General features: G+C 71.2%; 28 protein-coding genes. 15 read left to right on the top strand and 13 right to left on the bottom strand.

The genetic code is table 11. The features are described 5' to 3' along the window. Window positions 1–21 precede the first annotated feature (21 nt). The 4 genes from mobF to ACIA77_RS46485 all read left to right on the top strand — a co-directional run bounded on the left by mobF (window position 22) and on the right by ACIA77_RS46485 (window position 7319). Window positions 22–4761 (top strand): MobF family relaxase, encoded by a 4740-nt coding sequence (gene mobF, locus ACIA77_RS46500; protein ID WP_395892605.1) that lies wholly within the window; start codon window positions 22–24, stop codon window positions 4759–4761. A gap of 213 nt (window positions 4762–4974) precedes the next feature. Next, window positions 4975–5934, top strand: a complete 960-nt coding sequence (locus tag ACIA77_RS46495) for a hypothetical protein (protein WP_395892604.1) — start codon at window positions 4975–4977, stop codon at window positions 5932–5934. A gap of 46 nt (window positions 5935–5980) precedes the next feature. After that, a complete protein-coding gene (locus ACIA77_RS46490) occupies window positions 5981–6157 on the top strand; it encodes a hypothetical protein (RefSeq protein WP_395892603.1) in 177 nt (58 codons plus the stop codon). Between the two features lie 247 nt (window positions 6158–6404). Next, on the top strand, window positions 6405–7319 hold the full coding sequence (locus tag ACIA77_RS46485; RefSeq protein WP_395892602.1) for an endonuclease/exonuclease/phosphatase family protein: 915 nt from the start codon (window positions 6405–6407) through the stop codon (window positions 7317–7319). 60 nt (window positions 7320–7379) lie between these two features. Here ACIA77_RS46485 and ACIA77_RS46480 read toward each other — a convergent pair whose 3' ends face one another. After that, complete coding sequence (locus ACIA77_RS46480; RefSeq protein WP_395892601.1) at window positions 7380–8273, bottom strand: hypothetical protein; 894 nt, start codon at window positions 8271–8273, stop codon at window positions 7380–7382. 202 nt (window positions 8274–8475) lie between these two features. Here ACIA77_RS46480 and ACIA77_RS46475 point away from each other — a divergent pair, with 202 nt between their 5' ends. Together ACIA77_RS46475 and ACIA77_RS46470 are read left to right on the top strand one after the other, a co-directional pair. Next, entirely contained in the window at window positions 8476–8844 is a 369-nt protein-coding gene (locus ACIA77_RS46475) for a hypothetical protein (RefSeq protein ID WP_395892600.1), read from the top strand. Window positions 8845–8907: 63 nt separating this feature from the next. Beyond that, window positions 8908–9189 (top strand): hypothetical protein, encoded by a 282-nt coding sequence (locus tag ACIA77_RS46470; RefSeq protein WP_395892599.1) that lies wholly within the window; start codon window positions 8908–8910, stop codon window positions 9187–9189. Between the two features lie 139 nt (window positions 9190–9328). On the opposite strand, the gene ACIA77_RS46465 is transcribed toward ACIA77_RS46470, so the two are convergent. Beyond that, window positions 9329–12652, bottom strand: coding sequence for an error-prone DNA polymerase (locus ACIA77_RS46465; protein ID WP_395892598.1), 3324 nt, complete (start codon window positions 12650–12652; stop codon window positions 9329–9331). Between the two features lie 242 nt (window positions 12653–12894). Here ACIA77_RS46465 and ACIA77_RS46460 point away from each other — a divergent pair, with 242 nt between their 5' ends. Then, complete coding sequence (locus tag ACIA77_RS46460; protein ID WP_395892597.1) at window positions 12895–13086, top strand: hypothetical protein; 192 nt, start codon at window positions 12895–12897, stop codon at window positions 13084–13086. A gap of 234 nt (window positions 13087–13320) precedes the next feature. Here the strand turns inward: ACIA77_RS46460 and ligD (ACIA77_RS46455) are convergent, their stop codons facing one another. The 8 genes from ligD (ACIA77_RS46455) to ACIA77_RS46420 all read right to left on the bottom strand — a co-directional run bounded on the left by ligD (ACIA77_RS46455) (window position 13321) and on the right by ACIA77_RS46420 (window position 19393). After that, the gene (gene ligD / locus ACIA77_RS46455) at window positions 13321–14250 is read right to left on the bottom strand and encodes a non-homologous end-joining DNA ligase (protein ID WP_395892596.1); all 930 of its coding nucleotides are present in this window, start codon (window positions 14248–14250) and stop codon (window positions 13321–13323) included. Between the two features lie 5 nt (window positions 14251–14255). Then, window positions 14256–15227, bottom strand: a complete 972-nt coding sequence (ligD, locus tag ACIA77_RS46450; RefSeq protein ID WP_395892595.1) for a non-homologous end-joining DNA ligase — start codon at window positions 15225–15227, stop codon at window positions 14256–14258. 333 nt (window positions 15228–15560) lie between these two features. Beyond that, window positions 15561–16001: a hypothetical protein gene (locus ACIA77_RS46445; RefSeq protein ID WP_395892594.1), complete on the bottom strand. Its 441-nt coding sequence runs from the start codon at window positions 15999–16001 to the stop codon at window positions 15561–15563. Window positions 16002–16009: 8 nt separating this feature from the next. Further along, window positions 16010–16906: a hypothetical protein gene (locus ACIA77_RS46440; protein ID WP_395892593.1), complete on the bottom strand. Its 897-nt coding sequence runs from the start codon at window positions 16904–16906 to the stop codon at window positions 16010–16012. Between the two features lie 205 nt (window positions 16907–17111). Beyond that, window positions 17112–17447, bottom strand: a complete 336-nt coding sequence (locus ACIA77_RS46435) for a hypothetical protein (RefSeq protein WP_395892592.1) — start codon at window positions 17445–17447, stop codon at window positions 17112–17114. Window positions 17448–17955: 508 nt separating this feature from the next. Beyond that, window positions 17956–18099, bottom strand: coding sequence for a hypothetical protein (locus tag ACIA77_RS46430; RefSeq protein ID WP_395892591.1), 144 nt, complete (start codon window positions 18097–18099; stop codon window positions 17956–17958). A 226-nt stretch (window positions 18100–18325) separates the two neighbouring features. Next, complete coding sequence (locus ACIA77_RS46425) at window positions 18326–18595, bottom strand: hypothetical protein (protein ID WP_395892590.1); 270 nt, start codon at window positions 18593–18595, stop codon at window positions 18326–18328. A gap of 42 nt (window positions 18596–18637) precedes the next feature. Beyond that, window positions 18638–19393, bottom strand: coding sequence for a GNAT family N-acetyltransferase (locus ACIA77_RS46420; RefSeq protein WP_395892589.1), 756 nt, complete (start codon window positions 19391–19393; stop codon window positions 18638–18640). A 285-nt stretch (window positions 19394–19678) separates the two neighbouring features. Between ACIA77_RS46420 and ACIA77_RS46415 the strand changes: the two genes are divergently transcribed. From ACIA77_RS46415 to ACIA77_RS46400, 4 genes are all read left to right on the top strand, one after another. Beyond that, window positions 19679–20014: a hypothetical protein gene (locus ACIA77_RS46415; RefSeq protein ID WP_395892588.1), complete on the top strand. Its 336-nt coding sequence runs from the start codon at window positions 19679–19681 to the stop codon at window positions 20012–20014. Between the two features lie 69 nt (window positions 20015–20083). Continuing rightward, window positions 20084–20629, top strand: a complete 546-nt coding sequence (locus tag ACIA77_RS46410; protein WP_395892587.1) for a hypothetical protein — start codon at window positions 20084–20086, stop codon at window positions 20627–20629. Between the two features lie 148 nt (window positions 20630–20777). After that, window positions 20778–21164 (top strand): hypothetical protein, encoded by a 387-nt coding sequence (locus tag ACIA77_RS46405; protein ID WP_395892586.1) that lies wholly within the window; start codon window positions 20778–20780, stop codon window positions 21162–21164. A gap of 130 nt (window positions 21165–21294) precedes the next feature. After that, window positions 21295–21939, top strand: coding sequence for a hypothetical protein (locus ACIA77_RS46400; protein ID WP_395892585.1), 645 nt, complete (start codon window positions 21295–21297; stop codon window positions 21937–21939). Between the two features lie 62 nt (window positions 21940–22001). Here ACIA77_RS46400 and ACIA77_RS46395 read toward each other — a convergent pair whose 3' ends face one another. The 3 genes from ACIA77_RS46395 to ACIA77_RS46385 form a co-directional block, all read right to left on the bottom strand. After that, window positions 22002–22655: a hypothetical protein gene (locus ACIA77_RS46395; protein WP_395892584.1), complete on the bottom strand. Its 654-nt coding sequence runs from the start codon at window positions 22653–22655 to the stop codon at window positions 22002–22004. A gap of 69 nt (window positions 22656–22724) precedes the next feature. Further along, entirely contained in the window at window positions 22725–23249 is a 525-nt protein-coding gene (locus ACIA77_RS46390) for a hypothetical protein (protein ID WP_395892583.1), read from the bottom strand. Further along, window positions 23242–24120: a hypothetical protein gene (locus ACIA77_RS46385; RefSeq protein ID WP_395892582.1), complete on the bottom strand. Its 879-nt coding sequence runs from the start codon at window positions 24118–24120 to the stop codon at window positions 23242–23244. The genes ACIA77_RS46390 and ACIA77_RS46385 overlap by 8 nt, the downstream gene beginning before the upstream one ends. Before the next feature lie 126 nt (window positions 24121–24246). Here ACIA77_RS46385 and ACIA77_RS46380 point away from each other — a divergent pair, with 126 nt between their 5' ends. The 4 genes from ACIA77_RS46380 to ACIA77_RS46365 all read left to right on the top strand — a co-directional run. After that, window positions 24247–24522, top strand: coding sequence for a hypothetical protein (locus ACIA77_RS46380; RefSeq protein ID WP_395892581.1), 276 nt, complete (start codon window positions 24247–24249; stop codon window positions 24520–24522). Window positions 24523–24536: 14 nt separating this feature from the next. Further along, window positions 24537–24947 (top strand): hypothetical protein, encoded by a 411-nt coding sequence (locus tag ACIA77_RS46375; RefSeq protein WP_395892580.1) that lies wholly within the window; start codon window positions 24537–24539, stop codon window positions 24945–24947. A gap of 52 nt (window positions 24948–24999) precedes the next feature. After that, window positions 25000–26178, top strand: a complete 1179-nt coding sequence (locus ACIA77_RS46370) for a hypothetical protein (protein WP_395892579.1) — start codon at window positions 25000–25002, stop codon at window positions 26176–26178. Then, on the top strand, window positions 26175–26910 hold a 736-nt coding region (locus ACIA77_RS46365; RefSeq protein ID WP_395892578.1), incomplete at its 3' end, for a hypothetical protein. The genes ACIA77_RS46370 and ACIA77_RS46365, both read left to right, overlap by 4 nt.

The following is a 26910-nucleotide window of genomic DNA, read 5'->3' as shown; positions in this document are numbered from 1 at the left end:
TTGTGGGGGAGGGGACCCTTCATGACGATGACGTGTCACGTGCTGCACGCGGGGGATGGCTACACGTACCTGACCCGCCAGGTCGCCGCGGGCGATGTGGAGCGCTCGGCGCACGAAGAGCTGGCCGACTACTACCTGGCGGCCGGGAACCCGCCAGGGGAGTGGGTCGGCTCGGGCATCACGGCGCTGGGGATGCGCGGGCAGGTGTCGGAGGAGCACATGCTGGCCCTGTTCGGCGAGGGCCTGCACCCGGACGCCGACCGGCTGATCCAGACCTACATCGCCGCCGGGATGCCGTTCGCGAAAGCGGTGGACCGCACCCGGCTGGGCCGGCGCTTCTACACGTTCGACGAGCCCGACATCCCGCTCGTGGCCGCCGCGCGCAACGGCTACGACCAGTTTGAGCGGGAGCATCAGCGGCGCCCCAGCGTGGCCGAGCGGCGCGTCATCAAGGAACGCGTCGCAGGCGAGCTGTTGGCCGGCCCGGGCGGGACGCCGCCGGCACCGGAGGTGGTGCGCCGGTTCCTCGCGGATGAGCTGGGCAAGGCCCGGCAGCCGGTGGCCGGGGTGGACTTGGTGTTCAGCCCGGTCAAGAGCGTGTCGGTGCTGTGGGCGCTGGGCGGGCCCCAGGTGCGCCAGGTCGTCGAGCAGGTGCACGAGGCCGCGTGGCGCCAGGCGCTGGCGTATGGGGAGCGGGAGGCCGGCTACACCCGGGTCGGGAAGAACGGCGTCGCCCAGATCGACACGCACGGGTTCGTGGCCACCGCGTTCGTACACCGCGACTCCCGTGCCGGCGACCCGGACCTGCACACCCATGTCGCCGTGGCCAACCGGGTGCTGGGGGTGGACGGGCGGTGGCGGACGCTGGATTCCAAGCAGCTGCACCGGGTCGCGGTGTCGATGTCGGAGGTCTACAACGCCGCCGTGGAACACGGCCTGACCGAGCGGCTGGGCGTGGACTGGGTTGAGGTCGCCAAGGCCGGCGGGAAGCGCGCGGTGCGCGAGATCGACGGCGTCCCGGTCGAGTTGATCCGCGGATTCTCCCGGCGCCGCACCCAGGTCGAGGCCGGCTACGACGCGCTGGTCGCCGACTACGTGGCCCGCTACGGCCACACCCCGCCCCGTTCGGTGCAGATCCAGCTCGCCCAGCAGGCCACATTGGCCGACCGCCCGGACAAACAGGCCGGGCGCACGCTGCACCAGCAGGTCACCGCGTGGACCGCCGACGCCGCCCGGATGCTGCCCGGCCAGAACGTCGACGCCGTCCTCGCCGCCGCGCTGGGCCGCGCCACCATGGCGGCCGAGCCGCTGGACGTTGCTGCGCTGGCGGCGCAGGTCATCGACGTCGTGTCCGCCCACCGCGCGACCTGGACGATCTATCACGTGCGGGCCGAAACCATCCGGGCGTTGAAGCCGCACGGCTTCGCCACCGCGGCCGCGCGGGAGCAGGCCGTGGAGCAGGTGGTGGCGGCCGCGCTCGGCACGGAGTCGCTCGAGCTGGGGATCGCGCCGGCCCCGCCGCCGGCGCTGCTCGCGCGCGCGGACGGGGAGTCGATCTACCACCGGCACGGCTCGACCCGCTACACCTCCACGGCGATCCTCGACGCCGAAACCCGCCTGCTCGACGCCGCCGCCCGCACCGCCGGCCCGGTCGTCCCGCCGCTGGTGGCGCGGGCGGCGATCGCCCGTCACGAGCACGACGCAGGCCGTGCCCTGGATGCGGGGCAGCGGCAGCTGGTCGAGCACTTCGTCTCCGGCGGCCGGGCGCTGGCGGTGGGGATCGGGCCGCCCGGCACGGGCAAGTCCACCGCTATGCGCGCGGTGCGTGCGGCGTGGGAGACCACCGGCGGGCGGGTGATCGGCTTGGCGCCGTCGGCGGCCGCGGCGTCGGTGCTGGGCGATGAGCTCGGGATCCCGGCGGACACCCTGCACAGCCTCGCCGCCGCCCACGGGCGCGGCGACGAGGTGGATGTGCGGGCGGGGGACATGCTGCTGGTCGACGAGGCCGGGATGGCCGGCACCCTCCTGCTCGACCGGATCCGCGCGATCGCCGCTGAGCGCGGCGCGGTGGTGCGGCTGGTCGGGGACTACCGCCAGCTCGCCGCGGTCGAGGCCGGCGGGGCGCTGCGGCTGATCCACCACGAGCACGGCGGCACCGAACTGGCCCGTGTGCACCGCTTCCGCGACCCCGCCGAGGCGGCCGCCGTGCTCGCCCTGCGCGTCGGCGACCCCACCTGCCTCGACTTCTACACAGGTCGCGGGCGGTTGCACGGCGGGACCCGCGCCGCGGTGCTGGACCAGCTCTACGGCGACTGGCGGACCGATACCGCGGCCGGGCGCACCGCGATCATGATCTCCGACTCGACCGAGATCACCCGCGAGCTCTCCGCCCGCGCCCAGACCGAACGCCGCGCCACCGGCCGCGCCGAGGCCGGCGGCGTGCAGCTGCATGACGGGGCTACCGCGGGCATGGGGGATCGGGTCGTGACCCGGCGCAACGCGCGCCGCCTGGCCGTGCTCGGCGGCGCCGACTACGTCAAGAACGGCGACCTGTGGGACGTCACCGCCCGCCACGACGACGGCGCGCTCACCGTCCGTCACGCGCGGCACCACGGGAAGGTCATGCTGCCCGCCTCCTACGTCGCCGAGCACGTCGAACTCGGCTACGCCGCCACCATCCACCGCTCCCAAGGCCTCACCGTCGACATCTCGCGCGCGTATCTGACACCGCTGGCGGTGCGGGAAGCCGCGCTGGTCGCGCTCTCGCGCGGCACCGACGCCAACCACGCCTACCTCGACACCGAGACGGTGCTGGCCACCGACGAGCCGGAAACCCTGCCCGGCGATCTGTTCTACCGGCACCGCGAGCAAGCCCCGGTCGCGGCGGCGTTCACGACGATCCTGCGCCGCGAAGGTGCCGAGTCCTCGGCCACCGAGGCACTGCGCGCGGGCCTGGACGAGCCCTACCGGCTCGACACCGTGGTGCCCCGCTACGAGCACGCGCTGGCCCTGCACCGCGGCCCCGACGCGATGGCCGCGGCTGCGGACTGGGTTCGCCAGGCGCTGCCCGCGCGCCACGACGACATCGTGGCCGACTCGGCCTGGCCCGCCCTGGCTGCGACGCTGCTGCAGATCCGCGACACCGGCGCCGACCCCGCGCTCCTGCTCGCCCGCCGCGCCGCCCAGCGCCCCCTGGAGGACGACCCGGCCGACCCGGCCCGCTCCGCCGCGCAGGTGCTGCACCACCGCCTGGCCGCCGACCTCCCCACCGCCAGCCCTGTGGCTGACCCGGCGGTGGGGGCGGGTCAGCCGGAGTTGCTGCCCGCGTGGGTTGCGGCCCCGCCTGGCGAGCGGCCCGGCCAGGACCCGGCCGTGGCCGAGCTCGGCGGGTGGCTGCGCGAGCAGGCCGACGCCATCGCCGCGCGCGTGCGCGACCTCGGGGAACGCGCCGCCGAACAGACCCCGGTCTGGACCGCCCACCTCGGGCCGCTCCCGCCGGACCCGATCGAGCGCGAACGCTGGATCGCCGTGGCCGGACAGGTCGCCGCCTACCGCGAACGCTTCGCCATCCCCGACGAGGACCCCGCCCTGCTGCCCTCCGGCCGCTCCGGCGAGGCCGACCGGGCCCGTGCCTGGGTCGAACGCCACCTCACCGCCACGGCCACCGCCGTCCCGGCTGACCTCGACACCCGCCACGAGGTGCGCGAGGAGGTGCACGAGCGGGGGCAGCTGCTGCGGGAGTACAACCGGCTCGCGATCGAGGCGCTGCTCGCCCAGGCTGAGGGCGACCACATCCGCGAGCAGCACGCGCGTGCCGCGCTCGAGCAGTTCACCGCCCGCCACCCCGAGGTCGTCGACACCGACCAGCGCGACAACATCCGGGCCCTGCGGGCCGACGCACCCAGCGCGATCGAGGGCTTCGCGGCGTGGGAGTCCCGCCCGTTCGCCACTCTGACCGACCGGCAACTGGTCACGGAGATCACCCAGCAGTACCAGCAGGCCGCCGACGCCGCCCAGCGCCAGGCCGACACCGCCGCCCGGCTGGCCGCGCTCGCTCCACAGGTGCAGGCCGGTCACGGACCCCGCGTGCAGGCCGTCGATGCCCGGCTGGCCGAGCTGAGCGAACGCGCCGTTCTGGCCGCCGAACATGCCCGCGTCGCCCGCGAGCAGCAGGCCGCCCGCGCCGAGCGCGACATGGCCACCGCCCAGGCCATCGGCAAAGACTGGGAAGCCAGCCGGCTCACCCACTGGGACTCGATCCGCCGCCCCGGCCGCCGCGATGCCCTGGCCGCCAGCGCCACCGGGCTCCGCGCGGCCGCCGCGCGCGCCGAGACCACCGCGGCCGAGTTGGGCGTCCGCATGCGCGAGCTCGCCCAGCAGGCCAGCGAACCCGGCCAGCTGCACCGCGCCGAGCAAGAAGCTCGCCGCGCCCACGACCAGCACGACCGCGACCGCCACGCCGCCCGCACCGCAGACCAGCACGACCTCGACCAGCTGCGCCACCAGATCGACCGCCACGGCGCTGCCGCCGCGAAGGCCTCCGCCGCCTGCGCCGAGCTGGGGGAGGAACAGCAGCTGCGCGCCGACATGCCCGACGACCAGCGGCAGCGCGAATCCGGGTACCGCACCACCTGGAACACCGAGCAGACCGCGCACAAGATCCAGCAGCGGCAGGCCGAACGCCGCCGTGCCCTCGAGTACGAACGCTACGAACCGCACGACAGCCAGCACCTCGACCGCGGTCCACACCTGGGCCTGTAGTCCGAGCTCGCGTCGCCGAGGTTTCGCAGGTCGGCCCCTCGGAGCAGTGCGACGACCACGTGGAGGTTGCCAGCCCACTCGCGAAGTGACTCAGCACGCGCGGGTCTACAAACGAGGGATTGTCGTACCTGGGTTCTATGCTCGTCACTCCGACGAGCGGGCTAGAAAGCTGGGGACGCGTTGCGGATTCGTGCTGAGAAACAGAGAAACCCGGTGGCCGATGAGGTAAGCGCCCTCATCGCGGTCACCCGACCGATCATCGCCGGGGTCTATCACTCGATCAGCCAGGATGTGCTGGGTGGCATCGGGCAGCGCGAGGACATCAAACTCAAGATCCTCGGCAAGATCCGAAGTAAGGGTGACGGCGATACCGGCATCGCGTTCGAGTACGCGGTGCACGACGCAGTGGCGACTGGGGTCCCTATTGTCGTAGAACGCGTTGCAGATGCTCTCGGCCGATGCAAGATCATCCAAGGTGACCCGTCATCGATCCTGTTCGCTATCGAGAAGAGCGGATCTCAGCAACTGATCTCCACTGAGATCGACCTGATCACAGCCGACTCCAGGGTGCTGTCCGGAGAGCGCGGGCAGCCGGTCAAGCTGAAGGGGTACCTCAACCAGCTGGCTGCGGCGTTCCGACGGCCCGGCACTCGTGCGCAACTGCCGCAGAGCATCAAAGGCTTATGGAAGGCGGACCTCTTCCTCGGATCGACGGCACCGGACCACTGGGTAGGGACCACCGTCAAAATCAACCGATCTCACCTTGAAGCAGCCCGAGGGCTGCGAATCGCCATAGTTCCGAGCAAGTCCGGGGTGTCGGACAGCATCAAGAAGGACGAGCAGAAGAACTTGATCGTCTGCCCGATGCCGCACGATGGAAGCTTCATGCAGGTCTTCTACGAGGGCTGGCGGATCGTGCAGGTCCTCCTCGAAAACGACTTCAAGGTGCCAAAGGAGTCGGAGCTCCCCAGCCCTCTGCACCGAGAAGTCGCCCGTGTCTATGTCGAGCGGCGAGAGTTTCCGGTGCCGGAGGTTCTGGCGGCCACGAAGTTGTTCGCGCAGCCGGAACTCCTCGCGTTTGACGAAGCTTCCGCGTCCAACGTCGCTTTCGGTGCGACCGCAGAGCCCGAGACATCGACGATCATCTCTCCTTTCCCACGTTTGGAGGCCTAACTCCGCCTGCTCGAGTTGAGCTGACGAGCAGCAGCTGCGCGCCGGTATGCCCGACCGCCAGCGCCACCGCGAAGACGGGTTCCGCACCACCTGGCGCGCCGAGCAAGCCGAGCACGAGACCCAGCAGCGGCAGGCCGAACGCCGGCAGGCCCTGGACTACGAACGCTACGACCCGCCGCAGCACAGGCAGCACCTCGACCACGGCCCGCCCCTGGGCCTGTAGCCCACGCCGCGAACACACTCGGCGGGGTCGGTCGGCGGAGCGAAAACGCTCGTTGTGGCACTACGTCGAGACGCAGGCAATCGTGCTGGCTGTGGTGCCAGCCTTTCCGTCAGCGAAAAGCCGGTCGAGTCGGATGTCGCATCGGTGCGGCAGGCCCGGTACCCGACACCGGGCGTGCTGGATGATCACCGCCGCTACGGTGACGCCGGCTGGCTCCCTCGGCGGGGTCGATGGTGTGGTGACGGGAATGGGGGTCGTGGTGCGGCTGGTGTCGGTGAACGCGTTCAACCTCTACGACGGCGATGCCCCGGCTGCGGAGGAACGGTTCGCGCGGCTGGAGGCGCTGGTGCGCGGGCTCGACGCGGACGTGCTGGCGGTGCAGGAGATCGTCGCCCGCGAACCGGGACCGCGCGACCCCGGCAAGCGGGACCTGGCGGTCACGCGGCTGCGACGGCTGGCCAAGGCGGTGGACCGTCAGTGGAAGCACGACGGCGAGCCGGTGCTGGCGTTGGGCGGCGGCATCCATCACACCGCGCTGCTGTGGCGCGACGGGATCACCCCGGTGCCCGGAACTCTCGGCCGGTTCGAGCGCGAGGGCGCCGGGATGTGGCACTCGATGGTCACCTGCGTGTTCGACCTCGGTGGTCCCCGGCTGCGCGTGGGGTCGGTGCAGCTCTCGCCGTTCGACCAGGCCTGGGGATGGTCGGACGCCGCGCAGATCCTGCGCGCCATGCACAGCGACGACGTGCCCGGGGTCGTCGGCGGGGACTTCAACGGCGTCGGCGCGACGAAGGTGGCACTGCTCGACGGAGGGGAGACCTTCTACGACGACGACCCCTACCTGCACCAGCCCTGGCACCCCAACCACGCCTACCAGCTCGACGAGCACGGCCGGCTCGACCGGCGCGTCGCGATCCGACTGGAGCACCTGGGCCGCATGCGCGACTGCGCCCGGATCGCCGGCACCCCCTGGGCCGCCACCACCGGGTTCCACCCGGCCGACAACCACCCGCCCCGGCGCATCGACCGCTGGTACGCCACCCACCACGTTCCCGACGCGGCCGTGCGCGGTGTCGAGGTTGTCGATCACGCCGCGGTCGGCCAGTGCACCGACCACGCGCCCGTCATCCTCGACCTCGACCCGGGCGCCCTCACCCGGTGATCTCGCTCGACCGCTGACCGTCCGGCGCTGGGATCGCAGCCGGGGGCGTGCCGGGGACGGTCAGCGGGTCATCAGGTTCGGGCCAAGCAGCTCGTGCACGTGCCGCGGCAGATCGTCGAGCACCCTGCGGGTCGCGGCGGTCGAGGCCGCGACGGTGTCCTCGTGGGTGGAATCGGCGGGCAGGCCGGGCAGCGAGCCCGGTCCCATCCAGGTCGTGATCGGCGGGTGCGGCCAGGGCAGCGCCGGTCGGGTCGCGGCCCGCAGCACGGCCAGCGCGACGCGCAGGCTCCCGGCGCCGCCCCCCGGCAAACCCGTCAGACGCCCGGCGGCGAACCGCGTGCGCTGCCGGTCTCCGTCCAGGACGTTGCTGATGCCGTGGGTGCCGGTGTGCAGCAGGTCGCGGTCGAGGATCTTGACGCACCCGTAGACGCGCACGTGCCGCAGCTCGAAACCGCCGGCCGGGTCGACGAGGGACTCGGCCTCGTGAATCTCGGCCAGCAGCCCGTCGGCGGCGTGCAGCATCAGCTGCAGGCGATGGCACGGATGAAGCACCGCCCCGGGCAGCGGGCTGAAGCCCTCCTCGAGGAGCAGCTGCCGTGCGTCCTGACCGGTGCTGTCGCGGGTGAGATCGCCCAGCGCGGCCAGCTCGGCCTGCGGAACCCACCAGCCCGCCATCTCCGGCAGCCAGTCCAGCAGCTGCTCACGCACCGGCCCCCCGACAACCTGCTGCAGCGTGGACTGCGGCCACGCCAGATACTCCGGCCACTGCCCGTAGACCAGGCGCGACCAGTCGAACGCGGCCGCCGCCTCGTCCTCCACACGCCGGCTCTTCTCCGTCGAGACGTACCCCGGCGGCACCGCCGCGACCTGATCCGGATGCTGTTCGCGCCACCGGCGACTTTGCACCATCAGCGCGTGCAACCGCGCCAGCGCCGGGCCGCTGTCGATCCCCACCACGGCAGCGTAGCCACGCGGGTCGCTCACGACTGACGAAGCCAGGCCGGAGCCGAGCATCACGCCGTCACCCCAGGTGGACGTCGAGGGCGTGCCGCTTCGGCACCGTCGGGTCGCGTTGTGCTGACCGTCGTGATCCACCATGGTGAGACCCGCAGGAACCGCCGTGTGAAGCCGGGGGTCGCAGACGAGGGGAACCGGAATGGATCAACACCAGCCACCACCCGGCGGCTACGCGCCCTACGGCACGCCGGCGGCCTCACCGTTCGGCACGCCGCCCAGCGTCTCGACGAGCCGCGCCGGGGACGAGTTGCGCAGCCCGGCGCAGCGCGTGGTCGGCTGGTTCGTCACGCTGGCGTTGTCGGTCGGGTGGGCCTTCGTCCTGGCCTGGCTGGCCACGTGGGTGGTCGGCATAGTGCACGACTGGTGGCCGTTCGTCCCGGTCCTGCCCTACGGCGTCGCGGTGAAGGTCGTCTTCGTGATCGCTCTGGGCGTGGTGATCTCCGCGGTGTTCTCCACCCTCGGAAAGTGGGCGATCAGCAAGAAACGCCGCTCCTACCTCGATGACTGACTTCGCTCCCCGGCCTGGGCGTGTTGATCGTTTCTGTCGGTTGTGCCTGGCACCATGACGTCCATGACCAGCAAGCGAGCCGTGTACGTGGTGCATGACCGCACTACGTCTGCCCAGCCCGGCATCCTGTCCGAGGCGTTCGAGTCCATCCAGAAGGCAATCGCGTATCTCGACGGGTTCCGTGCCCAGCACCCGGACAACCCCGGCGCGCTCACCTGGGCCACTGGCCCCGGCTGGGCCGATGGACGCGACGCCGCGGGCACCACGGTGTTCTACGTGTTCGGCCTGAGCGTGGTCTCCGACAACGACGTGACCTACTTCGAGCGGCCTGCCCGTCGGTCGTGACCAGACGATCACCGAGCGGACCGGGCCACGCCCGGCCCGCTGAGCAGCATGAGCGTCGACCTGCTTTCACCGGCAGGGGACCGTCAGTACTGGGCTGCACTGGTCGGTGACGGTGGTGGTTCCGACATTTCCTGGGCATTCAGCGGAAATCGCGTGAGGGTGTGGCGAGCCGTTTGAGGTCGAGCGGGGTGACGTGGTCCGCGACGAGGGACACGGTGCCGTGGCCGACTTGGGCGATGCCGCGGATGAGCAGCACGTTCTGGGACCGGAGCACTTGCTTGAACCGGGTGTAGGCCCCGGGCGAGACGATCACGTTGGTCATGCCGGTTTCGTCTTCGAGGTTGAGGAAGGTGATCCCGCCGGCGGTCGCGGGGCGTTGGCGGTGGGTGACGGCGCCGCCGACCTGCACGCGGGTGCCGTCGGGGACGTCGAGCAACTGCTTGGCGGGGGTCGCGCCGAGTGCGTCGAGGCGTTCGCGCAGGAACGCGACGGGGTGGCGGTCGGGGGTGATGCCGGTGGCCCACAGGTCCGCGGCGGTGAGCTCGAAGCTGCTCATGCCGGGCAGGGCGGGGGCGTCGTGGCCGATGGCGAGGCCGGGCAGGTGCTCGGCGCGGGTGCCCGCGGCGGCGCCGGCGGTCCAGAGCGCGGCCCGGCGGTCGGGGCCGAGCGCGGTGAACACGCCGGCGGTGGCGAGGGCTTCGACGACCGGGCGGGCGAGCTGGACGCGTTCGGTGAGCTCGCTGATCGAGCGGTAGGGGCCGTGGGCGTCGCGGTCGGCGACGATCTGCTCGGCGACGTCCTGGCCCACGGCGCGGATCCCGGCCAGCCCGAGGCGGATCGCGACGCCGCCGGTGCTGTCCGGGCAGGGCTCCAGGGTGGCGTGGGGCAGGGAGAGGTTCAGGTCGGGGGCGTGGGTGATGACGCCGTGGTGGCGGGCGTCGGCCACGAGCGACTGGGGTGAGTAGAAGCCCATCGGCTGGGCGCGCAGCAGGCCGGCGCAGAACGCGGCGGGGTAGTAGCGCTTGAACCACGCGGAGGCGTAGACGAGCAGCGCGAACGACATCGAGTGCGCCTCGGGGAACCCGTAGCCGGAGAAGGCGTGGATCTGCTCGAAGATCCGCACGGCGAGCTCGCGCGGGATCCCGTTGGCGTCGGTGCCCTCGAAGAACCGGCCTGCGAGACGCTGCATTTTCGCGCTGGAGCGTTTCGAGCCCATCGCGCGGCGCAGCTGATCGGCTTCGGCGGCGGTGAAGGAGGCGACGTCGCGGGCCATCTGCATGACCTGCTCCTGAAACAACGGCACGCCCAGCGTGCGCTCGAGCGCGGGCGCCAGCAGCTCGTGCTCGTGCTGCCACTGTTCTTCGCCGCGGCGTCGGCGGATGTAGGGGTGCACGGAGCCGCCCTGGATCGGGCCGGGCCGGATGAGCGCGACTTCGACGACGAGGTCGTAGAACTTCCGCGGCCGCAACCGCGGCAGGGTGCCCAGCTGCGCGCGGGACTCGACTTGGAACACGCCGATCGCGTCGGCCTCACAGAGCATGTCGTACACGGCAGGGTCGGCCAGGTCGAGGTCGTGCAGTCCGATGTGGACGTCGTGGTGCTCGGCGAGCAGGTCGATCGTGTAGTGCAGCGCGGAGAGCATCCCGAGGCCGAGCAGGTCGAACTTCGTGAGCCCGATTGCGGCGCAATCGTCCTTGTCCCACTGCAGCACGCTGCGGTCCTTGGCCGTGGCCCACTCGACCGGCACGATCTCCGAGACCGGTGTGTGGGCGATGACCATGCCGCCGGAGTGCACCCCGAGGTGCCGGGGGCTGTCTTCGAGCCAGCGGGCGAACTCGACGACGTCGGCGGGCAGCTCGTCGCCCGCACCGGCTGAGACGTGGGCCCAGCGGTCGACCTTCTTGCCGAACGCATCCTGCTGCCCGGGGGAGTAGCCGAGCGCTTTCGCGGCGTCGCGCACGGCGGATTTGGCGCGGTAGGCGATGACGTTGGCGACCTGGGCGGCGTGGAAGCGGCCGTGTTTGGCGTAGACGTACTGGATGACCTCCTCGCGGCGGTCGGACTCGATGTCCACGTCGATGTCGGGCGGTCCGTCCCGCTCGGCTGAGAGGAACCGTTCGAACAGCAGGTTCCATTTCACCGGGTCGGCGTGGCAGATCTGCAGCGCGAAGCACACCGCCGAGTTCGCCGCCGAGCCGCGGCCCTGGGCCAGGATGTTGGCCTCGCGGCAGAACCGCACCAGGTCCCACACCACCAGGAAGTAACCGGGGAACCCGAGCTGCTCGATGATCGCCAGCTCGTGCTCGAGCTGCGCGTAGGCCTTCGGGTTGTCCGCGCGGGTGCCGTAGCGCGCCCGCGCGCCCTCGAACGTGAGGTGGCGCAGGTAGGCGTCTTCGCCGGAGAACCCGGCCGGCACCGGGAACGGCGGCAGCTTCGGCGCCACCAAGGCGAGGTCGAACGCCAGCTCCACGCCGAGCAGCGCCGCCCGCTGCACCGCACCCGGATACCGCGTGAATCGTGCCCGCTGCTCGGCGCCGCCGCGCAGGAACGCCATCCCGTCGGCCGGCAGCCACCCCTCCAGCTCGTCGATCGACCGGTTCGCCCGCACCGCCGCCACCATGGCGGCGTGGCGGTGCTGCTCCGGGCGTGCGTAGTGCACGTTGTTCGACACGATGGTCGGCAGGCGCAGCTCGGCCGCCATGCCCGCGAGCAGGTCGTTGTGCACCGCATCGGCCGGCTGGCCGTGGTCGATCAACTCGACCACCACGTGCTCCCGGCCGAACCACTCGACCAGCTTCCGCAGCTCGGCGGCCGCCGAGCCCGGGCCGCCGCCGGCGCGGGTGAGGGCCTGGCGCACGAGGCCCTTGCGGCAGCCGGTCGGCACCAGCACATGCCCGCGCAGCTCCTCCACCACCTGGTCGAAGTCGTAGACGGGGCGGCCTTTCCGGCCGCCCTCGGCGAGCTGGGCGTGGGAGATCACCCGGCACAACCGCCGGTAGCCCTCCACTCCGCGCGCGAGGGCGAGCAGGTGCGCGCCCTCCGGATCGGGGACGCCGCCCTGCGGCGCGGACAGCCCGAGCGACAGCTCGGCGCCGTGGCCGGTGCGCACGCCGAGCTCGCGGCCGGCCTCGGCGAAGCGGACCGCCCCGTACATGCCGTCGTGGTCGGTGAGCGCGATGGCGTCGAGACCGAGCCGCGCGGCTTCTTCGACGAGCTGTTCGGGGTGGCTGGCGCCGTCGAGGAAGCTGAAGTTGGAGTGGCAGTGCAGCTCCGCGTACGGCACCCGCACCCCCGCGGCCTCGACATCCGCGCGCGGCCGCAGGCCCCGGGGCGGCTGGTAGCCCTCCCGCTTGTGCGAGCGCGGCGCCTCCTCGTCACCGACCGGCCGCGCGGGCGGGACGCCCCGGCCGGACGCGATCCGCTCCAGCTCCGACCAGGGCATCGGGGGGTTGTTGAAGGCCATCGACCGCTCCCACTACGTCTTCGCCGTGGGGAGACGGCAACCTGGTTCTATCTCGAACGCGTGTTCGTATACTCTCTCCGACATGCGCTGATCGCAACATGCCCACCGCCACACTGCTCTGAACGGGTGATGGACGCGGTGGGCACCGTCAGAACGCAGGCATGCTGCGAACGCCACACCACGGGAGGGCATGTCGAGCGCCGGCAGCCGGCGCGGCCCGGCCTACGGTCAGCGCAACCAAGGTGGACGAAAGCAGGGGTATGGCCGTGGCCGACGAAGAGCAGCCGACGAAGAAGTGCTTCCAGTGCCGCAAAGCCGAACCAGGCCCCGGCGGCGTGCTGTGCGCCGGCTGCCTGCACGACATCACCACCGCACCGCTGTCCTACGACGTAGCTCTCGCCAACGCCAAGAAGCTGTCCAGCCAGTACCGCTGATTCAGATCCTCAGCGGATCTCAACTCGGGTAGCACCAACCGCCCGGCGTACCGGATTGACCGGCCGCCGGGCGTTGTCATTCATCGCCTTGTTCAGACCTCTGACCTGCACATAGTCGTCATCGTCACCACGCACCGCCTCGGCGAACCCGCGACCTGGGCACTGCCGCCCATCGAGACGGTCGAAGACTCGACGTATATCTAGGCCCCAGGGGCCACATACCGTTGCCGACGATCACCTGCGGTCGTTCGCGGGGAGAGCTACGCGCGACGTCTCGAGCTCGGTGAGCAGGTCGCCGTGCTCGTCGACGCGATGCAGTACATCGTCGGCGGTGAAGCGCAGGTCGGCCGGGGTGCGGCAGGCGCGGACCTCGTCCCAGGTGATCTGGGTGGAGGCGGTCGGGATGTCGCGGCCGCGCAGTGAGTATGGGGCGATGGTGGTCTTCGCGACGTGGTTCTGGCTCCAGTCGATCAGTACGCGGCCGGTGCGCAGGTTCTTCGGCATCTTGGCGACCACGAGGTCGGGCAGCTCGGCGGCGAGTTGCTCGGCGATTGCCTTGGCGTAGGTGGAGGTTCGGTCGGGCCGGCGGGTTCGGACGCCGCAGCAGATCTGCAGGCCCTTCGAACCGCTGGTCTTGGGCAGCGGGGTGAGCCCGTCGGCGGTGAGGACCTCCAGCAGCCGCTCGGCCACCCGGGCGCACTCGACCACGCTGGCGCCCTCTCCCGGGTCGAGGTCGAACACGAGCCGGTCGGGGGGCTGGCGTTTCGGGCCGGGGCAGACTGTCCACTGGGGTACGTGCAGCTCGAGCGCGGCGAGGTTGGCCGCCCACACCAGGCTCGGCAGGTCCTCGATCAGTGGGTAAGTGATCGTGCCGGGGCCGCGGCCGCTGCGGGATCCGGAGCTGGGCAGCGTCACGGTCTGGACCCAGTCGGGTGCGCCGCGCGGGCAGTTCTTCTCGAAGAACGCTTCGCCATCTGTGCCGTCTGGGAAGCGCACCATCGTGATCGGCCGGCGGCTGATGTGTGGGAGTAGGAGCGGGGCGATATGCGTGTAGTACCGCACGACCTCGGCTTTGCTGAATCCCGTGCTGTAGAGCGGCTTGTCCAGGTTGGACAGCGTCAATCGGCGTTCCCCAACCTGCACGGTCAGCTTCTTCTCGGGCATCAGGCTCACCCGCCGGCGCCGCGGCTGGTGTCGGGGACAACGGCTTCGCTGGGCACGCGATCGGGCCGCCATCCGCGCCACGCGGTGTGGCGCAGGCGGTGTTCGCGCGGAGTGAACTGGCGGTAGACGACCTCTCCGACCAGGGTCGGGTCGACCCAGCGGGCGCCGCGGGCGCGGTCGCGCGGCACCTCGTTGGCGAACGGGCTGCTCGCGCGCTCCAGCGGCGAGAGCTTCTGCTGGGCGTCGAGCAGGGCCCGTTGGTTGAAGCCGGTGCCGACGTCTCCGATGTAGAGCAAGTCGCCGGTGTCGCGGTCGTGCGCGCCCAGCAGCATCCCGCCGAGCAGGCCGTCGCGGCTGCCCTGCCCGGGGCGCCAGCCCCCGATCACTACCTCCAACGTCTGGATCAGGGGGTGCTTCAACCACTCCGGGCTGCGCCGGCCCGGCCGGTACTTCGAGGCCCGGGCCTTGACGACCAGGCCCTCGAGGCCGCTGGTCGCGGCGAGGTCGAGCAGGTCCTGCGGGGTCATGCCGGTCGCGGAGAGGTCGGCGTGGCTGAAGGAGGGGGTGATCGCGACGAGGTTCTTGTCGGTGGGCTCGATGCTCTCGAGGACGGTGCGGCGCTGGTCGTAGGGCAGGTCGAGCAGGACGTCGTCGCCGAGCTGCAGGACGTCGAACACGAAGTAGGCGGCCGGGGCGGCGTTGGTGCCGCGGTTCTGCAGCAGCCCGAAGTCCGGCCGGCCCTGCTCGTCGAGGGCGACGATCTCGCCGTCGAGCATCGCGCGCCGGCCGCCGAGCGTCTGGGTCAGGGCGCCGGCGAGTTCGGGGAAGCGGCCGGTGAAGTCGTTGTTGTTGCGGCTGGTCAGAACCGTCGTGCCGTCGGCCGCCACGCGCATGATCGCCCGGTAGCCGTCCCACTTGAACTCGTAGGCGTAGCCCGGGCCATCGCGCAGCATGCCGCCGTCAGGGGTCGCGAGCATCGGCTCAATCGCGGCCGGCACCCGGGATCGCTCGCCTGATGCGTCGCCTGCCATCGTGGCCTCCCGTGCTCCTCCGGGGGACCGTGCGCGCCCGGTGGCGCTGAAGGCGAGCGTAACCCGTGTGGCGCAGTGGTGCCGGGAACAGCGCAGGTCACAGCCTCGACGATCTTGCCCGGCGCGTCAGGCGATCCGGGACCGAGCTTGGGCGAGCACGCGCCACCGGGTTGCCGTCGTGGGTGCGGGAGGATCACGTGCCCGGAAAAGTTCCGAGCGGTGGGTGTCCTCGTCGTGGGCGTGCGCGTTCGCGGCGAGGTCTCGCTTCGGGGCTGCGGGTCAGTCGATGTGCGGGCACCGGGTTGGTGCGCGTCCGAAGTTGTCGTAGTCGCCGGGGTAGGCGGCGCGGATGCGGGGCCAGAACTGGCGTGACGTCACCTTTTCCGGGGTGATGAACCAGCGGTAGCCGGCCTGCTCGGTGTGCAGGTGCGCGAGCACGCGGGTGCCGATCCCGCGGCGCTGCTCGGTGTCGAGGAGGCCGATCTCGAGGATCAGGATCTGGCGGCAGGTCGGGCAGATGTCGTAGTCGATGCTGCCGATCTCGGCCTGGCCGCGGTAGATCCGGTGCCACTGGTTGAGGACGCCCTCCGGCTCGTGTCGGCGGTGCACCGGGCCGAGCCGCACACCGCCACCGAGATCAACGCCGCCGGGCCCGGTTGGGGGTTGCCCGGCGGTGGCGGGGTTCGTGTCGGATCCCGGGTTCGGGGGATCGTTGGCCATCGTCGGGCTCAGTGGCGGCTGGTGGGTTTCGTGGCGTCGTAGAGGCGGCCGACGAGGTCGGTGGGCGGGGCGTACTGGTAGCGCTGGAACAGCAGCTCCCGGATCCGGGCCCGGCGCGCGGTGCGGTCGTGCACGCCGGCGAGCGGCACGTCCTCGTGCAGCTGGCGGATCAGCTCCGGTTCGTCGCGCTCGACGCCGGCGTAGGCGCGCCGGGCGCCCTTCTCCACGACGGCGTGGGCGTCCTGCAGAATCCGGTAGCCGAAGTTCTGCGGCAGCACCAGGTGCTCGCCGCGGAACACTTCGGCGACCTCGCCCGTGCCGTCGGTGCGTGCATAGTCGTCGCGGGCGGTTTTGCGGGGCAGCTTGCGGTACGCCGGATCCCCGGCCAGCTGGGCGACCAGTTCGTCGATCGCTTCCTGCTGGCTCGGGTTGGGGTGTGAGCTCGCCGCGGCGGGCTCGGTGACCGGTGCGCCTTGCCAGGTGTGCAGGATGCCGCCGGCGACGAACTGGACGACCAGGCCGTCCCCGATGGCGGCGTTGCCCGCGTCGTCGAGGTCGCGGGGCTGGTCCACGTACGCGAGGTAGATCGCCGAGCTCTCGGGGGTGAGCTCGCGTCGTTTCGCGATGCGCAGGAACATGCCCAGATCCAGGGCGGTGTCTGCGAACGGCCCGACGGTGGTCTGCACCGTGGTCGCGCTCGGTTGCACCAGCGCGGGCCACAGATGGAACGCGTCGCGAGGGTTGCCGAACGCCCGCACCAGCCACGCCATCCGCTCCTGCGGCGCGACCCGGATCGTGGCCACCGAGACGTCCAGACTCCCGCTGCCAGACAGCACGTCGCGGGCAACGAGCTCGGGGGAGGTGTCGTCGCGAGCGATGCGCTCGAGGGAGTTGTCCACGGTCATGATCGCCTTTCTCGCAGGGGAGGCCGCCACGGATGATCATGGGCGTCACCCGGAGGCAGCAGGCACGGATCGCTCGGCGTGGCGGTCACGACCAGCCGATCGGCGCAGCGAGCGCGGTGGGGTGCAGCGCCTGTTTGAGGATCGGCGGGCTGGTGGCCCGGCGCGAGCTGGATGCCGCGGCCGGGCCACCGTCGGAGTACGGGACCTACGGGGCGGCGGTGCCGGCGCCGCCGACGATGCGGATCGGGCCGATGTCGATCTGGGAGACGTCCATCGTGTGCAGCACCGCGATGATCAGCCCGGCTGCCACCGCGGCAACCGTCACTGACCTGGCCGTACTGCGCCAGCTACCCAGGCACAGCGCGGCCAGGCCAGCCAGTCCGCGCCGCTGGTCGCACCGCTCGTCCACCGGAACACGGGGGGCGGGGAGGGTGATGTCGGGGTCGGCGGGCTCGGCATACCGCCGGTCGATCGTCGGTGTCGGGTCGTCGTGCCACGGCGGCAACGGGTTCTCGCGGGGACGAGGGGAACGTAGGGTCACGTCGGAACCTTTCCGGTGTCGAACGCCGCCCGCCTCGGCGCCGCTCACGCGGGGCCGAGGCCGGCAGCCTGGATGCGACGCCGGCGAGGGCCAATGGCCGCGTCGCCGGGCTGGACCCCAGCGACGCGTGCCCGCGGGTGGCCCCCATGTCTCGATGGGGCCACCCGCCCCCAGTACCTGCGGACCGTCGGCGTCAGCCGCAATCTAGGGCCACCACCACGTGATCCACATCGTCTGCGCGGGGCACGCGCGGCAACCGGTCGGCATCGTGCGGACAACGGCCAGTGGAGTCCCGTCGGACCGATCACGGCCTGTGCGCTCAGCAGACCTGCACGTCAACGCGTTTTGGCACGTGTATATGCACGTGCATTACGAATTTCGGGGGTAAGTCCCCAGGAAGGGCACCTGCTGAGGGTGGTTCCAGCGCGGGCGTGACGGCCTCGTCTGGCTGTCTGCGACGAACGGTCGTCGGCATGCGGCGGCCGCCTGGTCCGCGCAGGACCGGCCGCTACCCGGGCTGCGACGTGCGGCGACCCAGCCACCGCCGGCGCAGCGCGGCCACACACAGCGACGGCGGGAGCGGCTCGGCGTCGACGCCACGGCGCCACGCGGCCAGCAACCGCGCCAGCCGCTCGTCAGGGTTCTCGTGCACACCACCACGTCGCCACCGGACGCGCGGCTGTTACGTCGGGACGAGCCGCGAGAAGCCGGCAGACCAAGGTCGTCCGAGGTCTCGTCCTCTGCGTAAACGGCCGTTGTGGCGATGTGGGCCGTGGTGGCTCGAACCTGCGGCGTGCGTGGTCGATCAACAGGTCCGGGATCAACGTTCCGTCCGAGCGCGAGCTCGACGAGCTCATCGACCAGATTCGGTCGGCGGCCTAGCGATCGGCGCGGTCTGGCCAGCGGAGTTTGGTGGTGATGCCCGCGGCGAGGTGATCGATGTCGGGGGTGCGGCGCCATTCCAGCTCGCCGGGGCCGCCGCAGCGGGGGCAGGGCTCGTCGTGGGAGAACGTCCGGCGCACGTCGGTGTCGGGCTGGCAGGCCAGACACACGCCGACACCGGTCCAGACCCCGCCGTCGTCTTCTGCGACTCCGAGCCGCACGTTGATCGAGCGGCCGCGGGCTTGGTTGTCGTGAAGGTTCGCCATGGCCTGCACGCTAGCGAGGGATGCCCGCGGGGGCCGGGGATTTCATCCGGGCGCGTTGGTGTGCACGAAGAACCGCTCGCCGCGGTCGGGGCGGATGCCGCCGGGGATGCCGAACACCGTCCACAGATCGAGGCCTTCGTCGGGCTCGAGCACGTCGAACCCGGCCCGTCGGTAGAAGCCCACCAGGTGCGGGCGATCGGCTGGGATTTGGCCGTAGACGTACTGGTAGCCGTTGGCGAAGAACACCTTCTTCACCCGGCTCAGCAGCGCCGCGCCGATCCCGCTGCCGCGAAAGGGCTCGGCCACGGCCAAGGTCGAGACCTTCGCCAGCGCGATCACCGAACTGAGGAGGACCCCGGTGATCTCCCGCGGCGGTGCGCCGGCGCGTTGGGCGTGCTCGGCGTATTGCTCGGCGACGTTGGCGGGGGAGAACGTGATGGCGGTGCCGATGACGCCGTGTTCGGGGTGCTCGGCGACCAGGACCAGGGAGGTGACGTTGAAGGCCTGGTCGGGGCCGTGCCGGCCCGCTGCCTCGGCCAGCGCGCGGGAGAACGCCTCCTGCCTGTTGTCGCGGCCGCGGGCGGCCAGGCCCGCACGGTGGGCCGATCCCATCACTCCGTCGCGGATGATCGTGGTCATCCGCGGTCCCAGCTCTTGCCCCGTTTCCGGTGTGAGCTCGGAGATCGCGGGAAGGTGGTCGGCCTTGGCCAGCCGGATCTTCACCCCCGCGCTGCCGGTGGCCCAGCCGCGGATTAGCTTCTGCTCGCTCATGTCGGACCGGTCACGATCAGCGCCCATGATTGCGATGCTGGCACTCCACGGCCGGCAGCCGGCGTCGCGAACCGCGGGGCCGGGCGGTCTTCACCGGCTTGCCCTAGCGGTTGCCCCCGAACGTGATCACCGGCCAGGCCACGGTGATCACGTGGCGCGAGATCGAGGCCGGGGCAGAGCACACGAATGCGCGGTGCGTCGCAGCCGCGACCGGCCGCGGTGCCGCGCGACGATCGACGGCGACCCGACGTAGCCCCGTCGCGAACGCGCGTCGCGCGGGCTGATCACGACGAGCAGGACGGTGCCGACCACATGCCCGAGGACCCACAGCTGCCCGAGGACCTCGCCGAGCGCGCGCTGAGCGACAAGCACTTCACCCAGGCCCGCGGCCTCTACACCGGGGTCGACAACGACGAGCTGGCGCCCGAGGCGGTACCGGTGGCGCTGTTCGAGCACAGCTCCATGCACACCGAGCTGCTGTTCGCGATCTACCACGAGATCCGCCGCGGCAACGAGCTGGCGACCCAGCAGATCGCCGCCCTGACCGCGCACGCCGAAGCGCTGCACGAGCACGCCGACGCGCTCGACGCGCACGTGAGCGAGATGGCCGGCCATGCCGACGCGATGAGCCGACACCACCCGAAGTAGATCGACCCGCGGCACGTGCCAGACGGTCACGGCGAGCGCCGCCGCTCGCCGACAGGGAAGGAAGAGTCGATGGTCGAGGACGTGTACCTGCTCGCCCTGCACGAGCCGTACCAGTCGCCGCAGGGACAGATGATCAACGCGACGGTGGTGCACGCGAAGACGTTGCTGCACCCGCGTGTGCCACAGCCGGACGGCGGCCGGATGTATCGGTGCCTCACCGAGGCCCCCGGCCGCACGGAGGGCAGCCTCGTGCCGCTGTCCACGCTGACGTTCGAGCTGGCCGGCGGGCAGCTGTGGCCGAAGGTCGCGGACTGGCCGCGGGTGATCGACGCGGTCGCGGACCTGGCCCGCCGCCAGGCCTGTGACGCGATGCCGATCGGGCTGCCGCAGCTGGGCGCGATCCTGCTCGGCGGCGGACCCGCCACCGTGCATACCCTGCACCACCCCGACGGAGGCCAATCTCAGGCCGGGCCGGCAGACCGGCAGCAGCACCTCGACGAGCTGACCGAGCACGTGCACCGCTTCGCCGCCGAAGGTGCCTTCTGGCCCGGCAACAACCTGATTGCACCTCCGCCCGAACCTCGCACGATGCCCTACCAACCTCAGAACACCTGAGCGTGAACTGGTGGGCTGGCGTTGGCCGAGATGTTCGGTGCCCGAGCTCGCCGGCCCGCCCAGTGCGGGCGGCGGAAGTACGCGGTCATGCCGGGGCATCGGTCAGCGCAATAGAGATGGGCAACACCAATAACACCAGGGAGAACGAGTGGCCGAGAATGCGGAAGTGGAGAAACACTGGCGGACGATCGCGTGCCAGGCGGCGCCTCCAGGTTGGCGACTTCTCAGCGTCTTCAACGGACGCCGCAACGTAGCGCCCATCGCGGCGTGGCTGGTGCAAGAACGGCACAACTTCACCTTCACCGACGAGCCAGGCAGCGAAGTTCTCGTGTCGCCGACCTCCGACTTTGAGGCGAAAGTCGGGCCTGACACTCGGGTGATCCCCGGTGTCTGCGCCGAAGGCTGGGGATGGGAAGTCAAGGCGATCGACGTCGAGGGTGACGAGGAGACCTGGAAGGTTCTGGGGCCAGACGAAGCGGCGCCCACCAACGAGGAGTGGGAAGCCGAGATCGCCAGGCGTCGCGCCGGAATCTGATCAGAATCAAGCTGGACCAGACCAGCACAAGCTGCAACCGTGTGGCTGACACGGGCGAGCGCGGCAACACTTCGCACGCCACGCGCGATCACCAACCGTGCATTCCTTCTGGCTTTGGCTCACCGAGCGCATGGACGTCGGCGACTGGATCGCCACCGGTGCGGCCGTCGTCGCGATCGTCAGCGCATCGATCACGTTCTGGCAGGCACGCGAGGCGAAGAAGTCACGCAAGGCCGCAGAGGACCAAGCTGGCTCATCGCGCACGGCGGCCGCTGCCGCCGAAGGGCAGGCCATGATCGCGAAGGAACACCTGGACCTCGCCCGAGCGGAGCGTGCCGACCGGGAGCGGCTCGACGAGCGGGAAGCTGTGGTCGAGCTCCTGCGCTCGGCGCCGCGCTATGCGAAAGCCTTCGAAGGGCTGTTGATGTTCCTCAGCGTGGTGTCCGACACCGTCGAACAAGCCAATTCGTGGACACACGACAACTACCTGGCAGCGAGCCGCGAATTCGACCACGCTCTCGTGCTCGCCCGGTTGGCGATCGTCACACCTGCGTTGAGAGAGCAACTCGACCGGATCCAGTCCGCCAGTGAAAACGCACTGGAGCCGATGCAGGCGTTCTCGACCTGCTCGCGTGACGCCCGGGGGCGTGCGCCGATGGAGGTGGTCGTCGACGGCCGGGTAGCCGCGAACAGGGTCGCCACAGCAATCCAAGCCTTCGAAGACGCCGCGCTGGAGGCGTTTTCCGCTCCCCGGCGCGAAGCAGTGGCGGGCTGAGGCCCTGGGCGGGGTCCCGCCCAGGGCGCCGCGTCGGTCGACAGATCGGGTGCAACGAACGCTCAGTCGTCCTCGAGAGGCGTGTCGTGGCCGAGCTGGATGGCGAGGGAGTGCGGCTTTTCGAGCTGGGTGGGAATTCCGCCGATGGGGAAAAACCCCTGGCTGTCCCAGGTGACGAGGGCTGTGCGGATCTGCCGCAGCTGGTCGGCGAGGGTCATGGCGGTGCGGACGCCGTCGTCGTGCCGGGCCGCCATCCACTGCTCGTGCGGCATGCCCTTGGGGTAGGGGGTCTGGTCGGAGTAGAGCGTGGGGTCTTCGGCCAGCCGCAGCGAGCCTTCCGCGAGCTGATCGAGCAGCTGGTCGAACTGGAAGAGCACGGTTTTGACGGAGCCGATGATCGAGCCGATCGTGCTGCCCCACTCCAGAGTCGCCTTCCCAGGTTGGGTGGCGTTGTTGAGGTAGCGCCCGATCGCGGCCATCGCGCGGGCGGCGTCGATGACGGTGTCCCGGCTGTGCGGGCCGTCGTAGGGGAACACCGTGCCGATCACGTCGGCGGTGTCCTCGATGTGCGGCAGCACCCGGGCCAGCACCTCGAGCGCCTGATCGGAGGCGTAGTGCTCCTTGCCGTCATTGGGAAACCGCCGCGACAGCAGGGCGTCGAGGTCGGCGGGCAGGACGCTGCGGGGCTGTTCGTCCTCGAAGTCGTCGAAGCTCATGACTTGGGCCTTTCGTAGTGAGTCGTGGCGATCGGGACGGTGCTGCAGGCGAGGCTGGGTGGTGTCTGGTCAGCTCGGATCGGATTCGTCGGGGGCGAGGTAGAGCACCCTCGCGCCGAGGATCGCGGTTTCGGCGTCGCGGGCATGGCCGAGGCACCACATCCGGGTCTCGCCGCCGGCGTCGGTGATAGTCGCGGCGACCGGTTCACCGCAGGGCGCGCCGAGGCGGTCGTAGTTCCAGCTGCGGTCGCATCCGGTGGCGGTGCACCAGGTTCGGCCGCCGCTGGAGCGCAGGGTGTTGCCGTGCTGAGGGCACACGCCCCACGGCACTCCGCACAGACCGGGGCCGGCCGCGGCCCGGTGGCGGACGAGGAGCTCGACGGCGCGGTCGAGGTCGGCGAGATAACCCTCTAGGAAGCCGTGGCCGTCGTCGTCGACGAGGTAGCCGATGCGGCGGATGCCCTCATCCGCCGAGGCGGTGAACGCGGCGCCGAGCTCGACCGCACGCTGGCGCAGCGCGCGCACGTCGGCAGCCAGGACCCGCAGCTGCGCCGGGGTCGGGAGCCCGGCGGTGAGATCGGGGCGCTCATTCACGGTCGCCTCCCTTGTTGATCGTGTCATCGAGGTAAGCCTCGTCGGCGAGCACGGCCTCGAGTGCACCGGCGATCACGCCGAACGCCTCGGTGAGGACGACGTGGCCGCGGCGATCGAGCTGGCCGACGACGAGCGGGTTGTCACTGGACACGGCCAGCAACCCGCCCGAGGGGCGGTGCAGCGTCATCGTGACGGCCGGAGCTTCGTCGTTGGGCAGGACCAGCCGCAGCTCGGCGCGTTCGACGACGGGGCGCTGCCCGCCCTCGAGGGCGGCGATCTCGGCTTCCTCGGTGCGGGCCGCGAGCTGCGCGTCCGTGAACCCCGCGAACTCCTCCGTCAAGAGCCCTTGGGCTTCGTCGATGACGATGGCGGCGCGGTCGACGATCTCCTGCAACACCTGCGCACGCGAACCGCTCCCCGCTTCGCCTGCGGTGTCGTCAATGCCGTGCGGGTGCCCGAGCAGATGCTCGATGCGGTCGAGCGCGATGCCGATGGCCCACACGGCCTCGGCCAGCGGCTGCCGGTCATCGCCGATCAGCGAGGGCAGCGCCCGCGTCTGCACCAGCCGGCCCAGCCCGGCGATCGCGGCGGCGGTCAGCGTCTGGTACTTCGGGGGCATGGGCGCTGCGGTGCGGTCGCCGGCGTCGATGCCGCGGGCGCGCAGGTCGGCGTAGATGGTGTCGCGGGAGACGTCGGCCAGGCGCGCGAGCTCGCGGATGTTACGGGCACCCGTGTGCCAGGCCAGCGCCACCAGCATCGCCCGGTCGTCTGGGAGGCGGTCGCGGTTGCGTGCCCAGGACTGCAGCGCCTCCAGCGCCATCGCCTGGGCGGGCGCGGCGGCCGCCGGCTCGGGGGGAGTGGTGTTCGGCATGCACCCACAATATGACGAACCACTCGACATGTCGAGTCATTAGACAATTTCACTCGTTCGGCTGCGTCGGCGATCAGAAGCTACCGATAACCTGTGATATCAGTAGCTTACGGCGAGACAGGAGAGATGACCGTGAACCAGCCGGAAACGCACGCAAGCGCACAATCGGGTGTCAAAGTGCGGGTGGCGGTGACCGTGTTCGTCGACGCCGAGGGTGTCGACGTCCGCGACGCCCACCGCGTCGCCGAGCGCGCAGTCACCACCGCGGTCACCGCGGCCGACCTAACCGTCACCATCGACTCCGGGGCCGTGCACGCCGTTGAGGTCGTCGACGTCCAGACCATTAACGCCGCCCTGCGTTCCGGTGCGCTGCAGCTGATCCCCGCCGGTCGTGCGCGATGAGCGAGAGGATTCCGATGGACCGGACTGACACGGGCGCGGTCGACGAGGACATGCTCGCCCGGGCCGAGCACGTGCTGCGCACCCGCGACATCAGCTGCACCCGCTACGGCTGGCGTGGATTGGGCGACAGTGCTCGCCGGGCGGTTGAGGTCCTGGCTGAGGCCGGGCTGCTGGCCGAGCGGCCGCGGCACATCGCGCCGGCGGAGTTGACGGCCGACCGGGCCGAGTTGCTGGTCCGCCGCGGCCTGGCCCGCGAACGGGACACCATTGTCGTCGCCGAGTCCGGCACCCTGCGGCTGGAGTGGTGCACCGCGATCCGCGCCTACCGGCTGACCGACCACACCGGCGAGTACTACCGCGGCACCGACGACACCGCGGCCGCCGCCGCCTTCAACGAGATTGCCGGATCGGTCGTGGCCCGATGAGCAGCGACAGGCGAACAACGAACCGCGGCCCGCTCCAGAAACGAGGAATCCGATGATCCGACTGTGGCCCTGGCGCCGCGCCTCCGAGCCCACTCAACTGGTTCAGCCCTCGCCGCACTTCGGCGACTTCGATTTCGACTCCCTGTGCGACCCGTACTCCACGGTGTCCGTCTACGACGCCGCGGCCGTGCAGGGACACCGGGGCCGACTCGTCGCGCTGCGCAATTTCGCTGATCGGGACGACGCAACGCGGGCCCACGCCGCATGGCAGCGCCACGCGCCCGAACTGACGGTCCAGCTGCACCACGGCGCCCGCACCTCCCCGGAGCCGTCCTACGAGGGCTTCTACCTCGACGCCGGCGGTGCGAGCCACCCTGGGCAGCCGGCCGAGATCGACGCGCTGATCGCCGAAGGCATTGCCGCCGAGCAGGCACGGGCCGCCGAGCGGGCCCGCGAGGCCGAGCAGCTGCGGAAACGACTCGCCGCCAGGGAAGCGGAGAGGGAAGCGCGCCGCCCCAAGAACGTCGTAGTGGCCAAGGCGGGCGACGATTCCCCATTCGCGCACCACGACAAGTTCATCGACGCCACCCAGACCCACGTCATGGGGCGCCCGGAGGGCAAGGTGCGGTTCCGGTTCACCGAGTTCACCGGGGACGAGCCGAAGCCGGTCTCGACGGCGCCCGGCTACATCCCGGACGCGACCGAGCGCCAGCGCGCGCAGCAGCGCCTGATCGAGGCCGAGTACGACGCGGCGACCACGTTGTGGGCCAAGGCGTCCTACCGACGCAAGGCCGAGTGGGTACTGCGTGACGCGGCGGACGCCTGGCCGAAAGTCGCGGACGCCTTCGCCCGGATCGAGCAGGCCTGGTCGGACCTCGATCACCCGCCACACGGCTGGGAGGTTGCGGTCAAGCAGCTGCTCGATGCCCACGACGCGGCCAAGACCATCGTGGGCAACTGGGAATACCTGTCTGAGGGCAAGCTGGCCACCATCGGCGCCGAGCTGGGCACCTATTGCGGAGGCCTGGCCGAGCTGCGGGAGCAGGTGGCCGGCGAGCTGGGCATCGACGGCGTGGCGGACTGGCAGATCGGGCACGGTGTGGACCACCGCGGCGACGGACGCTACATCGACGTCGAGGACGGCGCCCGAGACCGCTTGGACAGCCTCATCACCCGCCACCGCACGCGCCTCGCCGAGATCACCACCGCCGCGGGGCGGGTGACCCGGTGACCGGCGTGGACTGGACCGTAACCGATCCGCACGCGCCGGACCGTCCCGTCGTCCCGCCCGCCGGTGTGGAGACGCGGCGGCCGAGGTGGACGGTGCCAGCGCCGGGCCGCGGCAAGATCCTGGCGTGGCTGATGCTGATCGGTGTCACCGCGTTCGCCGTGCCCCGCCTCTACGTCGGACTGGCCACCTATCTTGTCGCGCCGGTCACCGACGCGACCTGGGTGCCGCCCGAGGGAACCGTCCAGGCGGGCGGGGCTGTCCTCGTCGCGCTCGCGGCACTGGTCGCGCTCGGCCGTGCCGTGGCCCGCGCACGTGGGCGTCGGCACCGAACCCGGGCCGAGCAGCAGCTCGCCGACGCCGCGCAGGCTCGGCGCACCGCCCGGGCCGAGGCCCACCGGTGGGCTGCACAGCACCAGGTCCGGCGCGATCAACTGCCGGAGGGACCGCTTCGGGTCCAGGCGGATCGGCTGATGGCCGCGCTCGACGCGCTCGAGCGCACCCGCGCGGTGCGGGACGAATGGATCGATGCCGGCCTGCGCCGCACCGTGCGGGCCAAGCGGTGGTCGCTACTGGCGCGGCTGCGCGACAGCGTCGCCACACGCGCTGATCTGGCTACCTCCGCCGAGCTCGCCGTCGACCACCCGGACCTGGCGCGCGCCGCCGCGGCACGCGCCGCGGAGATCGCGGCGCTCGACACCGAGCTGGCCGAGCTGACTCGGCAGCTGGAAACCC

Source organism: Amycolatopsis sp. NPDC051903 (assembly GCF_044452505.1).
GTDB lineage: Bacteria > Actinomycetota > Actinomycetes > Mycobacteriales > Pseudonocardiaceae > Amycolatopsis.
This window is presented reverse-complemented; position numbering and strand designations above follow the sequence as displayed.